Raw genomic sequence first — 16294 nt, forward strand, 5'->3', positions numbered from 1 at the left:
GTTTCCCGGTGTGGAAACCAGGCGACGCCGGACATCGGAAAGGCTAGTCATGAAGCGCCTGTTATCCTGCCTCATCCTGTTTGCGGCGCTTTCGCAGCCCGTTCTGTCGCGGGATCTTTTGCCGTCTGAGCAAGACAGGCTGCATACGCAGATTGAACGGTTCAGCGCCGCCTTGAACGGGCAGGATTTCGACACCGTCGGCAAGACGGTGCCGCCCAAAATCTTCGAGTTTATCGCAAGCGATGGGGGCGTGACCGTCGAACAATTGCGCAGCGCCCTGACGACGCAGATGCAGATGGCGCTCGCGGCGGTCAAGATAACCGAATTTACCATGGATAAAGGGGCGATCAGCGTTGAGCAGACGCCTGATGGAAGGCCCTATGCGCTCATTCCGACAAAGACGGTGATGGAAACCGGCGGCCAGACGATTGAGGCGAAATCCCATACACTCGCCTTGATGGATGGCACGGACTGGTATCTGCTACGCGTGAGCGATCAGCAGCAGGTTACGATCCTGCGAAAAGTCTATCCGTCCTTCGCTACGGTGGAATTCCCTGATGATTCCATGCAGCCGGTAAAATAACCCGCATATTGCTGTCAGGCCGCTTCAAGGCGGGCTTCGCGTTCTTCCCTTACGAAAAACGCCCCGGTCGGAAAGGATCGACCGAAATCGCGGTCTCCTCGCCGTTTGCCAGCTGGGTCACGAGGCGGGCCGTGGCTGCTGATTGCGTCAGTCCCAGATGGCCATGGCCAAAGGCGTAGATGACTGAGGGCGTGGTACGCGCTGTGCTGATGACGGGAAGACAGTCCGGCATTGACGGACGGAAACCCATCCATTGCGTTCCGCCTTCCACCTTGAGACCGGGCAGGAAACGCCCCGCCTTTTTCAGCATCGCTTCCGACCGCTTGAAATTCGGCTCCAGCTCCAGTCCGCCAAGCTCGACCGCACCGCCGACGCGGATGCCTGAAGACAGCGGTGTCACGACAAAGCCGTGATCGTTGAAATAGAGCTGGCGCGTCAGGTTGAAGGCACCGGCGGGCAGGGTGGTGTTGTAACCGCGCTCGGTTTCCAGCGGCACGATATTGCCAAGCGTCGCGGCAAGTTTCTTCGACCAGGCGCCGCAGGCGATTACCACCCTGTCGGCATCGATCTTGTCGCCATTTTCGAGGGTGACGATCGTGCTTTCGCCAACGGCGTCGATGCGTTCCGCCTCACCCTTGCGCAGGCTTGCGCCCCGGGCAATCACCAGATCGAAAATGGCGCGGGTGAAATCAAGGGGGTCGGAGACCTGCAGGCCATCTGGGGAGAACATGGCGTGGCGGAACTGCGGGGCAAGGCCCGGCTGCAGCTCGTCTATCTCACTGCGGCCGACACGCTCAAAGGAGAACCCGGCGCGTTGTTTTTCTTCCCAGCCCCTCGCCGCAGCATTCAAGCTTGCTTCTGTGTCATAAAGATCGAGTGTGCCGGTTTTCGAAACGAGGGACGAAAGCTCCGGCATGGCGGCGACATGCGCCATTTCACTGGCTGCCAGCCGGTTGATCTCGCTGAGTACCCTCAGCCCATGACGAAAGTTGCGCTCGGCGCTGGCACGCCAGAAACGCCAGAGCCAGGGGGCGATCTTTGCAGCATAGGCTGGTGGCACGCTGAGCGGGCCGAGCGGATCGAAAAGCCAGCGCGGCGCTTTTTTCATGATGCCGGGGGAGGGAATGGGGATGATTTCCGGAAAGGCCAGAATGCCGGCATTGCCGGAACTTGCACCGCCGGCAACTTCGCCACGTTCGAGAAGCACAACCTCTCGTCCGGCATTTTGCAGGTAAAGCGCCGCCATGGAACCGATAATGCCGGTGCCGATCACCAGCACGTCGCATTTCAGGGTTTTGGTCATTAGCGCTCCTGCAACACAAATCTTTCAGGCCCGCCATAACAATGAATGCGGTTTCAATGAAAGGCCGCATTGCGCCGCAGCCGCAGAAATATCAGCACTGTGGCAAATAAGCGGTCCACATCTGGGGGGATGCCGCATGCCGGAGGGGTTCGGGCCTTTCGGTTTTTTAGCGGCAGATTAGACCTGTGAGACGATGGTTATAGCTCATCATTAATCGCTATTTAACGGTGTCGAGCTAGTTTGCGTGCGGGCAGACCGATCAGTTTCATCTCTTGTCTAATTCAGGGTTGAGGAGGTCCGCAAACTGATCATTGTTGGGGGTTCGAAAGCATGTCTCATTTTTCTAAATTTGGTTTGGATGCATCTGCGGTGCTGGAAGCCCTGAACCGCTCACAGGCCATCATCGAGTTTGATCTGACCGGCAAGGTGCTCAAAGCGAACGATAATTTTTGCAAGGCCATCGGCTATAGCCAAAACGAGATCGTCGGGCTCCATCACCGCACATTCCTTTCCGCCGAAGATGCAGCGTCTGCGTCATACAAGACCTTCTGGGAAAAACTGGCCCGCGGCGAGCATGACAAGGGTCAATATCGTCGGCGTGCGAAAAGCGGTGCGGATATCTGGATCGAAGCCTCCTACAATCCGGTCTTCCGTTTCGGCAAACCCTACAAGGTCGTCAAGATCGCAACCGACATTACGGCCATCAAGCGCCAGAGCGCCGATGATAACGGCAAGCTCGCGGCGCTCTCCCGTGCCCAGGCCATGATCGAATTTTCGCCCGATGGAACGATCCTCAGCGCCAACGAAAATTTCCTCGAAGCGATGGGATATCAGGCGCAGGAGATCATCGGCAAGAACCACTCGATGTTCTGCGAACCCTCATATGCCGGGTCGATGGAATACCGCACCTTCTGGGAAGACCTGCGAACCGGCCGTTTCTCCACCGGCCAGTTCATGCGGCTTGGCAAGGATGGCAAACGCATCTTCATCCAGGCTTCGTACAACCCGATCCTCGATGATCGGGGACAGGTCTTCAAGGTTGCCAAATTCGCCTTCGACGTGTCGGACCGGGTGCATGCCGTGGAAGAGCTCGGCGCGGCGCTGGAGCGGCTTTCCCAATGCAACATCCGCGTCACGCTGGACAAGCCGTTCGTCGGCGAGTTCGAAGGGCTGCGGCGGGACTTCAACAAGTCCATCGCGGAATTCCAGAAAACGCTGGAGAATGTTCTCGGCCAGACCGGCGACCTGACCCGCAGCAGCCAGGAAGTCAGCGAAGCCTCCGTCAATCTCGCAGAACGCTCCCGCGAGCAGGCGGTGGCGCTGGAAGAGACCTCAGCGGCGCTTGAAGAGATAACCGCGACGGTTCGCTCCTCCACCGAGAACATGAAGGAAACGCGCAAACTCGTGCAGAGCGCGCGGACATCCACGGTGGCCTCCACGGAAGTGGTCGAACGGACGGTGGATGCCATGCAGCGCATCGAGACGGCATCGCGGGAAATCAGCCAGATCATCGGTGTTATCGATGAAATCGCTTTCCAGACCAACCTTCTGGCACTGAATGCCGGTGTTGAAGCAGCACGTGCAGGTGAGGCAGGCAAGGGTTTTGCCGTGGTGGCACAGGAAGTGCGCGAACTTGCACAACGTTCCGCCAATGCCGCCAAGGAAATCAAGGCGCTCATCAACAATTCCGGCAGCGAGGTTCTGGAAGGCGTCAGGCTGGTCGGCGAAACCGGTGAGGCGCTGAAGCAGATCGACGCGCTGGTCAGGCACATCGACGGCAATGTCGAGATGATTTCAAAGGCGGCCGACGAACAGGCCGTTGGCATCAGCGAAATCAACAAGGCGGTCAACCGGCTCGACCGGATGACGCAGGAAAATGCCGCGATGAGCGCGCGCACCACCGCAATTAGTGCCACGCTGGCTCAGGGTGCCGATGTGCTTGCGCAGCTTGTCAGCCTGTTCAAACTGAACCGTCGTAACATTCAGCGTGAAGACGGATCGTCCGTCCGGTCGGAATTTTCAAATGCCGGCCGGCGCGATCAACAATCAGGACGCGCTGCCGCGTGACAGGGCGGGGCTTCTGCCCGCCCTGACTTATCGATGAAATCTGGTGATGCGGGTGCCTTTGGTCAAAGGCATCCGCACGCCGTTATGTCCGCAATACCGGACGATCAATGCCGAGATGGTCACGCAGCGTCGTGCCCTCGTAATCCCTGCGGAACAGGCCGCGCTCCTGCAAAAGCGGCACGACCTCGCGGTTGAACTCTTCCAGCCCGCCGGGGAAGAAGGGCGGCATGACGTTGAAGCCATCGGCCGCACCATTTTCAAACCATTGCTGCATGCGGTCGGCCACATCTTTTGCCGTACCCATGACAATGTGGTGGCCGCGACCGGCGGCGACACGCAAAGCCAGTTCGCGGATCGTCAGCTTTTCACGGCGCGCCAGCTCTGTCAGAAGTTCGGCGCGGCTGCGCAGCTGGTCGGAGATCGGTAGGTCCGGCAGCGGACCATCGAGATCGTAATCTGCAAGGCTGTGGCCGATGCGTTCTTCAAGCAGCGGCATGGCGCTCTTGATGTCCGTCCAGCGGTTCAGTTCCTTCAGCTTTTCACCGGCCTCTTCGAAGCTGCTGCCGATGATCGGCATGAAGCCCGGCATCACGGCCACACTTGCCGGATTGCGGCCGAATTTCTCCACGCGGGCTTTAAGGCTCGTATAAAAGGCCTGCGCTTCGGAAATCGCCTGCTGGGCGGTGAAGACGATATCGGCGGTGCGGGCGGCGAGATCCTGCCCCGGCCCGGAAGAGCCGGCCTGTATGAGAACCGGGTGGCCCTGCGGCGAGCGTGGAATATTGAGCGGCCCCTTGACCGTGAAATATTTGCCCTCATGATTGAGGATATGGACCTTTTCCGGATCGACGTAACGGCCCGCCTGCTTGTCCTTGACGAAGGCGTCGTCATCCCAGCTGTCCCACAGCCCGCGAACGACATTCACATATTCTTCCGCCACCGCATAACGTTCGTCATGCTCGGGGTGGTCCTTGGAAAAATTGGCCGCCGTGCGGGCATAGGATGTGGTGACGATGTTCCACGCCGCGCGGCCGTGGCTGAGATGATCGATGGAAGCGAAGGCGCGGGCGGTGTGATAGGGCTCGCCATAGGTGGTGGAGGCGGTGGCGGCCAGCCCGATCTTGTCTGTCACCATGGCAAGGGCGGCAAGCAGGGTCAGCGGCTCGAAGCGGGCAATCATGGAAGGATGCGCGTCAACGCCGCTGGTCAGTCCGTCGGCCAGAAAAACCATGTCGAACTTCGCTGCTTCCGCCATTTTCGTGACGCGGGTGAGCAGGTCAAAATTCTCGCTGCCAGCCTCCGCATCGGGGTGACGCCAGCCGGAAACGTGGTGCCCGGCGCCCTGCAGGAAAAGGCCGAGATGCATCTGTCTTTTGCGGGTCGTATTGGTCATGGGGTCATGCCTTCATGTCGGTCGTGTTATATTTCAGTTGCCAGAAGCGTTTCGAGCTTCCTGAGATCGGCTGCGGTTTTCATGGAACGCACCAGTGCCGGAATTTCGGCGAATTTCTCATTGCCGCCGGTGGCATCGGCGAATTTCTCCGTCGGATCGTCGATACCGGGCAGGCCGTCGATGCGGCGTGACAGCAATGTTCCGTCTTTCTTTGTCACATCGATGACCACGAAACGGGTGGTCGGATCGGGGGACAGGCGGCGGGCTGTTTCATCATGCCGGCGCGAGACTTTTGCCGAAAGTGTAAGCAGGTCGGCACGAACAGGGCGCTCGTCGAAATGGCCAATCCCGAGTGCTCCATCGGCAAGCGCTGCGGCAAAAACATATTCGGGGCTGAAGCGCGCATCGATGCCGGTAGCGGGCGTGGCGGTGCCGACAAGGGCGGCATCTCCGCCCGGCGGGAAGGTGATGATAACAGTTTCGATCTCGTCCGGCGTCAGATCATGCGCGTTACGCAGTGCCAGCGCGCCGACGGCGACGGGGTGGGCGGCGGTGCAGCAGGGAAAGGCTTTGAGCGTCAAGCCAGGCGAGACGATCTGCCAGGGCGCGCCCCAGCCAGACAGGACCCGTTTGGGTTGCTCTGCACCAAAGGCGAAGGCGGAATAAAAGCCGATGGGGTTTTCCAGAAAATCCGGTGCGCCCTGAAACCCTGAGCGTGCCAGCCGCGCGGCGGTGAGGCCGGCGCGGGTGGCAAGCCCGGCATGCAGCGGCTTGGCATCGAACCCGAATTGCAGACGCAGCCCGGCCGATTGCGTGGCGGCAAGGCCAAGTGCGACCGCTGTGGTCTGCGGATCGAATTTCAGAAGATGGGCGATGGCAGCGGCAGCGCCGATAGGGCCGAGCGTGGCGGTGGCGTGGAAGCCGTTTTCGTAATGTTTGGTGCCAAGCGACAAGCCAATCCGCGCCATCGTCTCCAGCCCGACAATATAGGCGGCGATAAAGGCGTCCGCCGTCGAATTTTCCTCGACCGCAACGGCCAGAAGTGCGGGAATGATGGCGACGGTGGGGTGGCCGCGCACGCTGCCATGCACATCATCATAATCAAGCACATGGCCGGCATGGCCGTTGATGAGGGCGGCGGTAAAGACGTCTGTGCGCAGGTCATGGCCGATGATGCCGGCCGTGCCTTGCGTGCCTGTCGTGAAGGTATCGATCAGAATTTTCGTGCTTCTGTCGGCAGCACCGCCCAGTACGCAGGCGAAAAAATCGATCAACGCCGTGCGGGCAATCGTCACCGCCTCATCGTCGCGCAGCGGATCAGACGCGGCGATGGCTTCGGCCAGTTGAAGGGTGAGTTTTTCTTCGGTGGCCATGGTGTCAGATCCCCTCGCCATCATTGAGCCGTGCCGCCTGTCCTCCCAGACCCTTGACGAAGGCGTTGATGCGCGGATTGGTCGACTTGTAGAAGATATGATCAGGCGTGCCCTGGTCAACGATCAGGCCGTTTTCGGTGAACACGATCTTGTCGCTGATTTCCTCGGCAAAGCGCATTTCATGGGTCACGAGAATGCTGGTCATGCCGTCATTGACGAGATCGCGGATGACGGCGAGCACCTCGCCCACGGTTTCCGGGTCCAGCGCCGAGGTGACCTCATCAAACAGCACCAGTTCCGGTCGCATGGCAAGAGCGCGGGCAATCGCCACGCGTTGCTGCTGGCCGCCGGAAAGCTGGCCGGGATAGGCATCGACCTTCTGGGAAAGGCGGACCTTTTCCAGCAGTTCGCGAGCATGACGCTCGGCTTCAGCCTTCGGTGTGCCGAGGATTTTGATCGGCGCGATGGTGATGTTTTCCATGACGGTCAGATGCGGGAAGAGGTTGAACTGCTGGAAGACGATGCCGATACGCTTGCGCAGTGCGATGCGCTCGGCCTCGGTCTTCAGCTGGTCTACCCGGGTGCCACCAACGGTGATCTTGCCGGATTGCGGGATGAGCAGGCCGTTGATGCAGCGCAGGATAGTGGACTTGCCGGAGCCGGAAGGGCCGATGATGGAAACGGCGTCGCCCTTGTTGACCGTGAGGTCGATGCCTTTCAGGACCTGGTTGTCGCCGAAGGAGAGATGAATTCCTTCGAGTTCGACAAGCGCTTGGGCGGTTTGTGGTGCGGGTGCGGACATGGCTTGTTCCAATCAGCGGGAAGCGAAGCGCCGCTCGAGGCGCTGCGTGAAACGGGAGACGGGATAGCAGAACAGGAAGAACGCCATCAGAACGGTGAGATAGACCACGACGGTGAAATCGTTGCGCTGCACGGCGGTGCTGGCGTCTGTTGCGGCATGCAGCAACTCATGCACGCCGACCAGTGAGGCAAGCGCCGTGCCCATGGTGATCGAGGCATAAAGGTTCATCCATGGCGGCAGCGAACGTTTCACGCATTGCGGCAGGATGATCCAGCGCAGGGTCTGATTGCGTGAAAAACCAAGACCCTGGGCGGCTTCCCATTGCGCGGTGGGGATGGACTGGATGGCGCCGCGGGTGATTTCGGCAATATGAGCGCTGGCCGGAATGGCAAGCCCGACCACGGCCTTGATCCAGTCCGGAAACGGAATGTAATTGCCGAAGGCGACGATCTCGAAGGGGAAGATGTAGGTCGCGGCAAAGATCAGCACCAGATGCGGGGCGTTGCGGAAGATCTGCACATAGGTGAGCGCCGGTGCGCGCACGAGGCGATAGGGCGCAAGCTCCATGATGCCGAGCAGGACGCCGATGAACGTGCCGATGGCGATCGCAAGGATGCTGATCAGCACGTTCATGGCGAAACCCTTGGCCAGATAGGGCAGCCATTGCAGCAGCACCTGACCGAGCGACGGATCGAGGATCAGCCACAGAATGACTGATATCAGCACGCCGAGCAGCAGAATGGTGCCGAAGGGCAGCTTTTTTGCCGCCCGCGTTTGAGAAACCACCGCGCTCATTGACCGAACCCCGGAACCGCAAGGCGCCGCTCAAGCCAGAGACCGGCCCTTGCGACGATGAAATTGATGACGCTGAAGAAAAGGAGGATAACGAGCATCAGCTCGACCACATTGTCGCGCTGCGTCCAGATCAGGATCGAGGCATAGGTGATTTCACCGACCGCAATTGCCGAACCGACCGTGGTGAGCTTCACCAGATTGACGAGATTATTGATGATCGAGGGCAGCGCCGTGCGGATCGCCAGCGGAAACTCCACATAGCGTAAAATCTCGAAGGAGCTGAAACCGATCGCGCGCGCCGCTTCGATGGTGGTGGCTGGAACCGCTTCGATGCCGCCGCGCAAGGCCTCCGCATGGAAGGCGGCGATATGCAGGCCGGTGATGGCGACGACCCAGAAGAATGGCGTCAGCGGGTTGTTCTGCGCGCCGCCCAGCACGTTGGAAATCAGCATGTTAAGCACGAGGAAACCGCACATCAGCTGCACCAGCGTCGGCGTGTTGCGCGTCAGTTCCACATAGGCGCGCACCGGGCCGGCGAGCCAGACTTTGCCTGATGTCAGCATGGCCGCGAAAATGAAGCCGAAGATGAGGCTGAGCGGCAAAGTGACGGCGACGAGGATGAGCGTCATCTTCATGCCGTCAAGCCAGATCTGAACCTCGTAACCGCTGTTCAGAAAATCATAGTTGAGGCCGAGATGCGCGGCGAGTTCAATGAAGCGCGCTGTAAATGAATCCTGCATCGGAAATCCATGCTGTTATCGCGGAACCGCCCGGCGGGCGGCGCCAGAATGGCCTGCCTTGTTATAAAGCAGAAAAGAACGGCAGGCGAAACCGGCCGTTCCTGATGGTCATGGGAAATCACTCCGCGTGTTCGGCATCATCCTCACCCTGCGGTGACGAGAGGCATGAAACGGAGAGACCCTGCGTCGGTCTTATTGCGCGGCGGAAAGCTTCTTCTGCTGCTCTTCCATGTAGCCGATGCTTGGCAGGCGGTTCGCCTTGGCGAATTCGATCATCTTGCCGGAAGCGTGCAGCTCCTTGACGATCTTGTCCAGAGCGGCCTGCGTGTCAGCCTCACCCTTGCGCAGCCAGATCACGGAATCGGAAGGGATGAGGTCGGTGGGAATAAGAATGCCGTAATCCTTCCACTCGTCGGCGCGGTCCTGCAGCATCAGGCTCAGCGTGCCGTTGACGTGAACGGAAACATCGCAATTGCCGCCCTTCAGCGCCAGCAGCGATTCCGGCTGGCTCGGCAGCGCCTTAACCTGCGCGCCATACTGCTCGATCAGCGGCTGGGTGTAGTTGGAGCCCTGCGATACGCAGGCAATCTTGCCCTTCAGATCCGACCAGTCCTTGATGCCACTGTCCTTGCGGCCGATGGCGGCGCCACCCTGGCGGTCATACGGGGTCTGCACGTAATCGAGGGTTTTGGCGCGTTCTTCGGTGTACTGCATGTTGGCGATGAGAATGTCGACCTTGCCCTGCTGCAGGAACTGTACGCGGTTGGGCGGGGTAACGGTTTCGGTGACCAACTCGACGCCGAGGCCGGCAGCCAGCGCCTTGGCGACATCGATGTTGAGGCCCTTCTGCTCCTGCGTCTTCGGATCGATGAAACCGAAAGGCGCACCAGAGAGGATGACACCGACGGTGAGCTTGCCGCGACCCTTGATACGGTCAAGCGTTGCATCCGCATGGGCGGCAGTGGCCATCGAAGCGATGACGACGGTTCCGGCAATGAGTTTTGCGGCAAATCTGGAAAAAGAGAGGGCCATGGGTATTTCCTTTTGATTGTAGGTGGAAACTACATGAGGCACCCGCCAAGAGCGAGAATTGGCATTGCGCAAAAAATACTATGAATAAAATCGTGTTCCAATAAAGCTTTGAGGGCGAAAAAATATCCTAATAATTTAAAATCGTAGAATCCTGTTCTTTGTCTGCGTCTGCCGTAAGGGCGCGCAGGACAATCCGGACACCGTTTGTCGACCGAATGGCCAATGGGAAAACGAACGAATGCCGCCTATTTCTTCTCCCCGAGGGGGAGAAGGTCGCGGCAGCGGGATGAGGGGGCAAGGGTCGTGAGATACGGCAACGTTGCCCCCCTCATCCGACCCTTCGGGCCACCTTCTCCCCGGCGGGGAGAAGAAACAAGTGGCACGCCCTGTGCTTATCTCCCGGCGTTATAAGCCGCGATCGCGGCCATGTTGACGATATCGCTGTCCTTCGCACCCATCGAGGTGATCTGCACCGACTTGTCGAGGCCGACGAGAAGCGGGCCGATGACGGTTGCGCCGCCCAGTTCCTGCAGCATCTTGGTGGAGATGGAGGCGGAATGGATGGCCGGCATGACCAGAACGTTGGCCGGGCCGGAAAGGCGGGCGAAGGGATATTGGCTCTGCATGCGATGATGGTTCAGCGCCACATCGGCCGACATCTCGCCGTCGACCTCGAAATTGACGTTGCGCCGGTCGAGGATTTTCACCGCCTCGCGCACCTTGTCGGAACGCTCGCCGGTCGGCTGGCCGAAGGTGGAATAGGCAAGCATGGCGACACGCGGTTCGTAACCGAAACGGCGGGCGAGGCCGGCTGCCTCTTCGGCGATATCAGCCAGGTCTTCGGCCGACGGCATGTCGTGTACGGCGGTATCGGCGACGAATACGGTGCGGTTGCGCGAGACAACCAGCGAAACGCCGATGACGCGATGGCCGGGCTTGGTGTTGATGCAGCGGCGGATATCCTCGAGCGCCGTCGAATAGTTACGGGTAACGCCGGTGACCACGGCGTCCGCATCGCCCATCGCCACCATGCAGGCGGCGAAGTGGTTACGGTCATTGTGGATCAGGCGCTGCACGTCGCGCAGCAGGAAGCCGCCGCGTTGCAGCCGCGCATAGAGATAATCGACATAGGCATCGACGCGGCTGGAGAGGCGGGCATTGGTGATCTCGATATTGGCGCGGTCGAGATCGATGCCGGCACGTTCGGCATTGGCCTTGATGATATCGTCGCGGCCGAGCAGGATGGCGGTGCCAAGACCTTGAGCGGTGAACGAAATCGCCGCGCGCATGACCTGTTCTTCTTCCGCTTCGGCAAAGACCACGCGCTTTGGCGAGCGGCGCACGCGCTCGTAAAGACGCTGCGTCGTCGAGGCCATCGGGTCGCGGCGGGCGGAAAGCTCGCGGGCATAGGCGTCGAGATCAGGCAGTTCGCGCTGGGCGACGCCGGTCTCGATGGCGGCTTTCGCCACGGCCACCGGAATGGCCGAGATCAGACGCGGATCGAAGGGAACGGGAATGATATATTGCGGCCCGAAACGCGGGCGGTTGCCCTGATAGGCGGCGGCCACATCGTCAGGCACGTCTTCACGGGCGAGATCGGCCAGCGCCTGCGCGGCGGCGATCTTCATCGCGTCGTTGATCTGGCGGGCGCGCACATCGAGCGCGCCGCGGAAGATGTAGGGGAAGCCGAGGACATTGTTGACCTGGTTCGGATAATCCGAACGGCCGGTCGCCATGATGGCGTCGTCGCGGATGCGTGAAACTTCTTCCGGTGTGATTTCCGGGTCCGGATTGGCCATGGCGAAGATGATCGGCTTCGGCGCCATGGAGCGGATCATGTCTTCGCTGAAAGCGCCCTTCTGCGACAGGCCGAAGACCACATCCGCACCCTTCATGGCTTCCGCCAGCGTGCGATCATTGGTTTTTACCGCATGGGCGGATTTCCACTGGTTCATGCCTTCGGTGCGGCCCTGATAGATCACGCCCTTGGTATCACAAAGCGTGATGTTTTCCGGGTTGAAGCCCATGGCCTTGATAAGGTCCATGCAGGCGATGGCAGCAGCGCCCGCGCCATTGCAGACCAGTTTCGTCGTCTTGAAATCGCGGCCGGTCAGCTCAATGGCGTTGATGAGACCGGCGGCGGCGATGATGGCGGTGCCGTGCTGGTCGTCATGGAAAACGGGAATATCCATCAGCTCGCGCAGGCGGCTTTCGATGATGAAACATTCCGGCGCCTTGATGTCTTCCAGATTGATGCCGCCGAAGGATGGGCCGAGGTAACGCACGCAATTGATGAATTCATCCGCATCTTCGGTATCGACCTCGAGGTCGATGGAATCGACATCGGCGAAGCGCTTGAAGAGGACCGATTTGCCTTCCATGACCGGCTTGGAGGCGAGCGCGCCGAGATTGCCGAGACCGAGGATCGCGGTGCCGTTGGAGATGACCGCCACCATGTTGCCACGTGTCGTATAATCGTAAGCCGTTGCCGGATTTTCGGCGATGGCTTTCACCGGAACAGCCACGCCCGGCGAATAGGCGAGCGACAGATCCCGCTGCGTCGCCATCGGCTTGGTCGGGGTGATTTCCAGTTTCCCCGGTCTGCCCTCAGAGTGGAAATCCAGGGCTTCCTGATCCGTAACCGATGTTCTGGTGCTGGCGGTTTTTGGCGTATCGGACATGGGCTGTGTGCGCTTTCCTGTCGTTATCAGTATAAAAATATTCGTTGTTGTTATGGTATTTTTTGCACGCCTGCCAAGCCTTGAATGTTGTTCAGTGCAGCAAATTTAAGCGTGATGAAATTTGCGGCCGATTCAATCGATTAAGTCAATATTCTTCGCCTGGCGCGGGGTCGGCAGGTTCGGTGGATCAGTGCTCCCGCTGCCGAAAGGGGGTTCCCATTTTCCGCGATATTTTCGTGCCGCATCGGATGGAACCTCACAAGCGACCTTGCGTTAGCGGAGGAACCCGCAGGCAATATACATGCCCTCCAGCTGCCCTTGCCATCTATTCACCAAGCTTTCACAGGGCGAATTTATGAGCTTGCGCTTGTGTGCCCGTGAACCGATGATGGCAGCATTGGCAAATATGTATATTGTCCGGCGCGCCGGGAAATTTTTTAGAGTTGGAAAGGTTTTATTGTGAAGGAACACTCTCGAAAGATCACGCCGGTTCTTCTTGCTGGCGGTGCTGGTTCGCGGCTCTGGCCTGTTTCGCGTGACCAGCTGCCCAAGCAGTTCCAGCCGTTGGTCGGCAATCTTTCGACCTATCAACAGACGTTGATGCGGGTGGGCGACAAGGGGCTTTATGCCGAGCCGCTGGTGATCACCAATGAGGATTTCCGTTTCTTCGCCCGCCGTCAGGCCGAAGAGATCGACCTGCCGGCAACGGTGGTGCTGGAGCCTGCCCGCCGCGACAGCGCCGCCGCCATGGCCGCAGCCGCCGTTCTGGCCGAGCGCCGTGAGCCAGGATGCCTGGTACTGGCGCTTGCCGCCGACCATGTGGTGCTTGATGCCGACAAGTTTTCCGACGCCGTGAAACTCGGCGCAAAAGCCGCCGATCAGGGCAATATCGTCGTCTTCGGTCTGGTGCCGACCGAGCCGCGCACTTCCTATGGTTATATCAAGCCGGGTGAGGCGATCGACGGTGAGGCCGATCTCAGCGCCGTCGATGCCTTCGTGGAAAAACCTGACATGAAGACGGCGATTTCCTATCTGGAAAAAGGGTATCTCTGGAACTCCGGCAACTTCCTGTTCCGCTCCGACGTGATGATCGCCGAACTCACGGCCTTCGCGCCGGAGATTCTTTCGGCAGTGACGCAGGCGGTCGAGCAATATGAAAGCGACCTTGGCTTTGTTCGCTTGCATCAGGAAAGCTTCGAGGCTTCGCCGAAAAACTCCATCGATTATGCGGTGATTGAAAAAACCAAACGCATGGCGGTGGTGCATGGCCATTTCCGCTGGTCGGATATCGGCAGCTGGGACGCGATCTGGGAGATTGCCGACAAGCACGGCAATGACAATGCGCTCGAGGGCGATGGCGTGTTCATCGATTCCGAGGGCTGCCTCATTCACTCCACGCAATTGCTGACGACAGTGGTGGGCGCCAAGGATCTGGTGGTGGTGGCCACCAAGGATGCGGTTCTGGTGGTGCCGAAAAACCGGGTGCAGGATGTGAAAGGGCTGGTGGAGACGCTGAAGGACGGCGACCATGCGCCGCAGACGCAGACGCACAAACGCGTTTATCGTCCCTGGGGTTATATCGAACACATGTATGTGGACGAGCGCTACCGGGTGGGCCATATCACGGTCGATCCCGGCCACCGCATCTCGTTCCAGAAACATTATCACCGTTCGGAACACTGGATCGTCGTCAAGGGAACGGCGACGGTGACGATTGGCGAAGAAACGAAGCTGCTGACGGAAAACCAGTCGGTTTATATCCCGATCGGCCAGCCGCACCGGCTTGCCAATGAGGGGCAGATCCCGCTTGAACTGGTTGAAATCCAGACTGGAGCCTATATCGGCGAGGATGATGTCATCCGCATCGAGGATGATTACAAGCGGCAATAATATCGCCGGCCGTATGAAATCCGTATGATCGAAGGCGAGTCGGACTGCTGTCCGGCTCGCCTTTTCCCGTTCACGATGCCAGTGCGGTTACGCAATGGGCAAAGGCATGGGAAAACATCGCCGCCTCCAGTCCCCGGCGCCGGCCCGCACGGTTTCCCGGCCTGTAAAAGCCCCGAAATGACCCTGAATAGATTCGTATTTTAGGCGGTTGCCTAATCAAAAATCTTCGCATACGTTCCAACTGCAACGTTTCAGTGAGGGAGGAGACTCATGCGAATGCGTGTTATTTCTGCGGCCTTTTTGGCCAGTGTCATGATTCCGGCAGGCATGGCCGGGGCTACCGATCTTGAGGTGACCCATTGGTGGACATCGGGCGGCGAAGCCGCGGCGGTGGCCGAGCTTGCCAAGGCTTTCGATGCGACCGGCAATAAATGGGTGGATGGCGCAATTGCCGGTTCGGGCGGTACGGCCCGTCCGATCATGATCAGCCGCATCACCGGCGGTGACCCGATGGGCGCCACCCAGTTCAACCACGGCCGGCAGGCGGAAGAGCTGGTGCAGGCCGGCCTGATGCGCGACCTTTCAGATGTTGCCGAAAAGGGCAATTGGAAAGAGGTCATCAAGCCCGCAAGCCTGCTCGATAGCTGCACCATTGATGGCAAAATCTATTGCGCACCGGTCAACATTCATTCCTGGCAATGGCTGTGGCTTTCCAACGAAGCCTTCAAGAAGGCGGGCGTTGAGGTTCCAAAGAACTGGACGGAATTTGTTGCGGCCGCACCGGCGCTGAAAAAGGCCGGCATCCAGCCGCTCGCGCTCGGTGGGCAGGCATGGCAGGCCAACGGCCTGTTCGACACGCTGACGCTTTCGATTGGCGGCAAGGATCTCTACCAGAAAGTCTATGGCGACAAGGATGCCGAAGCGGCAGCCGGGCCCGATATGGCAAAGATTTTTGCGGCGGCCGTCGAGGCGCGCGACATGGCCAAGGGCACCAATGTTCAGGACTGGAACCAGGCGACCAACCTGGTCATAACCGGCAAGGCCGGCGGCCAGATCATGGGTGACTGGGCGCAGGGTGAATTCCAGCTGGCCAATCAGAAGGCCGGTACGGATTATTCCTGCCTGCCGGGTCTTGGCCTCAATGACTATATCACCACTGGTGGTGACGCTTTCTATTTCCCGGTCCTGAAGGACGAGGCGAAAACCAAGGCGCAGGACGTGCTGGCTGAAACCATCGTCGATCCGAAAACGCAGGTCGCCTTCAACCTGAAGAAAGGCTCGCTGCCGATCCGTGGCGACGTCGATCTCAACGCCGCCAATGACTGCATGAAGAAGGGGCTGGCAATTCTGGCCAAGGGCAATGCGCTCACCAGCACCGACCAGCTGATTTCTGCCGATACGCAGAAACAGAAGGAAGACCTGATGGCCGAATTCTTCGCTGGCTCGATGTCGGCGGCAGATGGCCAGAAGCGCTTCGCGGACCTCATCGGTTCCGCTGACTGATTGTGATCTCTCCGGGTTGGGGAGCGGTTCGCCGCTCCCCGCTCCAACGTCCGGTCCGTGCGATAATCACCAGTGCGGGCAGAGGTTTCATGCGGTAAGGCTTTTGCCTGACCGTTTACTGTAACGTTACAG

12 protein-coding genes are annotated in these 16294 nt (G+C 59.5%); 4 read left to right on the forward strand and 8 right to left on the reverse strand.

Annotated elements, in window-relative coordinates; translation table 11 throughout:
- Positions 1-49 precede the first annotated feature (49 nt).
- The gene (locus EXN68_RS20745) at positions 50-583 is read left to right on the forward strand and encodes a hypothetical protein (RefSeq protein ID WP_142842655.1); all 534 of its coding nucleotides are present in this window, start codon (positions 50-52) and stop codon (positions 581-583) included.
- Between the two features lie 49 nt (positions 584-632).
- Here EXN68_RS20745 and EXN68_RS20750 read toward each other — a convergent pair whose 3' ends face one another.
- Positions 633-1886, reverse strand: coding sequence for an NAD(P)/FAD-dependent oxidoreductase (locus EXN68_RS20750; RefSeq protein WP_142842656.1), 1254 nt, complete (start codon positions 1884-1886; stop codon positions 633-635).
- Positions 1887-2216: 330 nt separating this feature from the next.
- Here EXN68_RS20750 and EXN68_RS20755 point away from each other — a divergent pair, with 330 nt between their 5' ends.
- Positions 2217-3953, forward strand: coding sequence for a methyl-accepting chemotaxis protein (locus tag EXN68_RS20755; protein WP_142842657.1), 1737 nt, complete (start codon positions 2217-2219; stop codon positions 3951-3953).
- 82 nt (positions 3954-4035) lie between these two features.
- On the opposite strand, the gene EXN68_RS20760 is transcribed toward EXN68_RS20755, so the two are convergent.
- The 7 genes from EXN68_RS20760 to EXN68_RS20790 all read right to left on the reverse strand — a co-directional run bounded on the left by EXN68_RS20760 (position 4036) and on the right by EXN68_RS20790 (position 12769).
- Entirely contained in the window at positions 4036-5346 is a 1311-nt protein-coding gene (locus EXN68_RS20760) for an LLM class flavin-dependent oxidoreductase (protein WP_142842658.1), read from the reverse strand.
- 26 nt (positions 5347-5372) lie between these two features.
- Positions 5373-6719, reverse strand: coding sequence for an MmgE/PrpD family protein (locus tag EXN68_RS20765; protein WP_142842659.1), 1347 nt, complete (start codon positions 6717-6719; stop codon positions 5373-5375).
- A 4-nt stretch (positions 6720-6723) separates the two neighbouring features.
- The gene (locus EXN68_RS20770) at positions 6724-7521 is read right to left on the reverse strand and encodes an amino acid ABC transporter ATP-binding protein (RefSeq protein ID WP_142842660.1); all 798 of its coding nucleotides are present in this window, start codon (positions 7519-7521) and stop codon (positions 6724-6726) included.
- Between the two features lie 12 nt (positions 7522-7533).
- Positions 7534-8316, reverse strand: coding sequence for an amino acid ABC transporter permease (locus tag EXN68_RS20775; RefSeq protein WP_142842661.1), 783 nt, complete (start codon positions 8314-8316; stop codon positions 7534-7536).
- Entirely contained in the window at positions 8313-9056 is a 744-nt protein-coding gene (locus EXN68_RS20780) for an amino acid ABC transporter permease (RefSeq protein WP_142842662.1), read from the reverse strand. The genes EXN68_RS20775 and EXN68_RS20780 overlap by 4 nt, the downstream gene beginning before the upstream one ends.
- A gap of 192 nt (positions 9057-9248) precedes the next feature.
- On the reverse strand, positions 9249-10088 hold the full coding sequence (locus EXN68_RS20785; RefSeq protein ID WP_142842663.1) for a transporter substrate-binding domain-containing protein: 840 nt from the start codon (positions 10086-10088) through the stop codon (positions 9249-9251).
- 392 nt (positions 10089-10480) lie between these two features.
- Positions 10481-12769: an NADP-dependent malic enzyme gene (locus tag EXN68_RS20790; RefSeq protein WP_142842664.1), complete on the reverse strand. Its 2289-nt coding sequence runs from the start codon at positions 12767-12769 to the stop codon at positions 10481-10483.
- Between the two features lie 459 nt (positions 12770-13228).
- Here EXN68_RS20790 and EXN68_RS20795 point away from each other — a divergent pair, with 459 nt between their 5' ends.
- Positions 13229-14659, forward strand: coding sequence for a mannose-1-phosphate guanylyltransferase/mannose-6-phosphate isomerase (locus tag EXN68_RS20795; protein ID WP_142842665.1), 1431 nt, complete (start codon positions 13229-13231; stop codon positions 14657-14659).
- Between the two features lie 270 nt (positions 14660-14929).
- Positions 14930-16162, forward strand: a complete 1233-nt coding sequence (locus EXN68_RS20800; protein WP_142842666.1) for an ABC transporter substrate-binding protein — start codon at positions 14930-14932, stop codon at positions 16160-16162.
- Positions 16163-16294: the final 132 nt, after the last annotated feature.

Source organism: Martinezella rhizogenes (assembly GCF_007002745.1).
In the GTDB taxonomy this organism is placed as follows: domain Bacteria; phylum Pseudomonadota; class Alphaproteobacteria; order Rhizobiales; family Rhizobiaceae; genus Agrobacterium; species Agrobacterium cucumeris.

Bases quoted from the DNA above. Each gene is read 5' to 3' on its own strand.
- EXN68_RS20745 (WP_142842655.1), top strand. From the start codon at position 50: ATGAAGCGCCTGTTATCCTGCCTCATCCTGTTTGCGGCGCTTTCGCAG.
- EXN68_RS20750 (WP_142842656.1), bottom strand. From the start codon at position 1,886: ATGACCAAAACCCTGAAATGCGACGTGCTGGTGATCGGCACCGGCATT.
- EXN68_RS20755 (WP_142842657.1), top strand. From the start codon at position 2,217: ATGTCTCATTTTTCTAAATTTGGTTTGGATGCATCTGCGGTGCTGGAA.
- EXN68_RS20760 (WP_142842658.1), bottom strand. From the start codon at position 5,346: ATGACCAATACGACCCGCAAAAGACAGATGCATCTCGGCCTTTTCCTG.
- EXN68_RS20765 (WP_142842659.1), bottom strand. From the start codon at position 6,719: ATGGCCACCGAAGAAAAACTCACCCTTCAACTGGCCGAAGCCATCGCC.
- EXN68_RS20770 (WP_142842660.1), bottom strand. From the start codon at position 7,521: ATGTCCGCACCCGCACCACAAACCGCCCAAGCGCTTGTCGAACTCGAA.
- EXN68_RS20775 (WP_142842661.1), bottom strand. From the start codon at position 8,316: ATGAGCGCGGTGGTTTCTCAAACGCGGGCGGCAAAAAAGCTGCCCTTC.
- EXN68_RS20780 (WP_142842662.1), bottom strand. From the start codon at position 9,056: ATGCAGGATTCATTTACAGCGCGCTTCATTGAACTCGCCGCGCATCTC.
- EXN68_RS20785 (WP_142842663.1), bottom strand. From the start codon at position 10,088: ATGGCCCTCTCTTTTTCCAGATTTGCCGCAAAACTCATTGCCGGAACC.
- EXN68_RS20790 (WP_142842664.1), bottom strand. From the start codon at position 12,769: ATGTCCGATACGCCAAAAACCGCCAGCACCAGAACATCGGTTACGGAT.
- EXN68_RS20800 (WP_142842666.1), top strand. From the start codon at position 14,930: ATGCGAATGCGTGTTATTTCTGCGGCCTTTTTGGCCAGTGTCATGATT.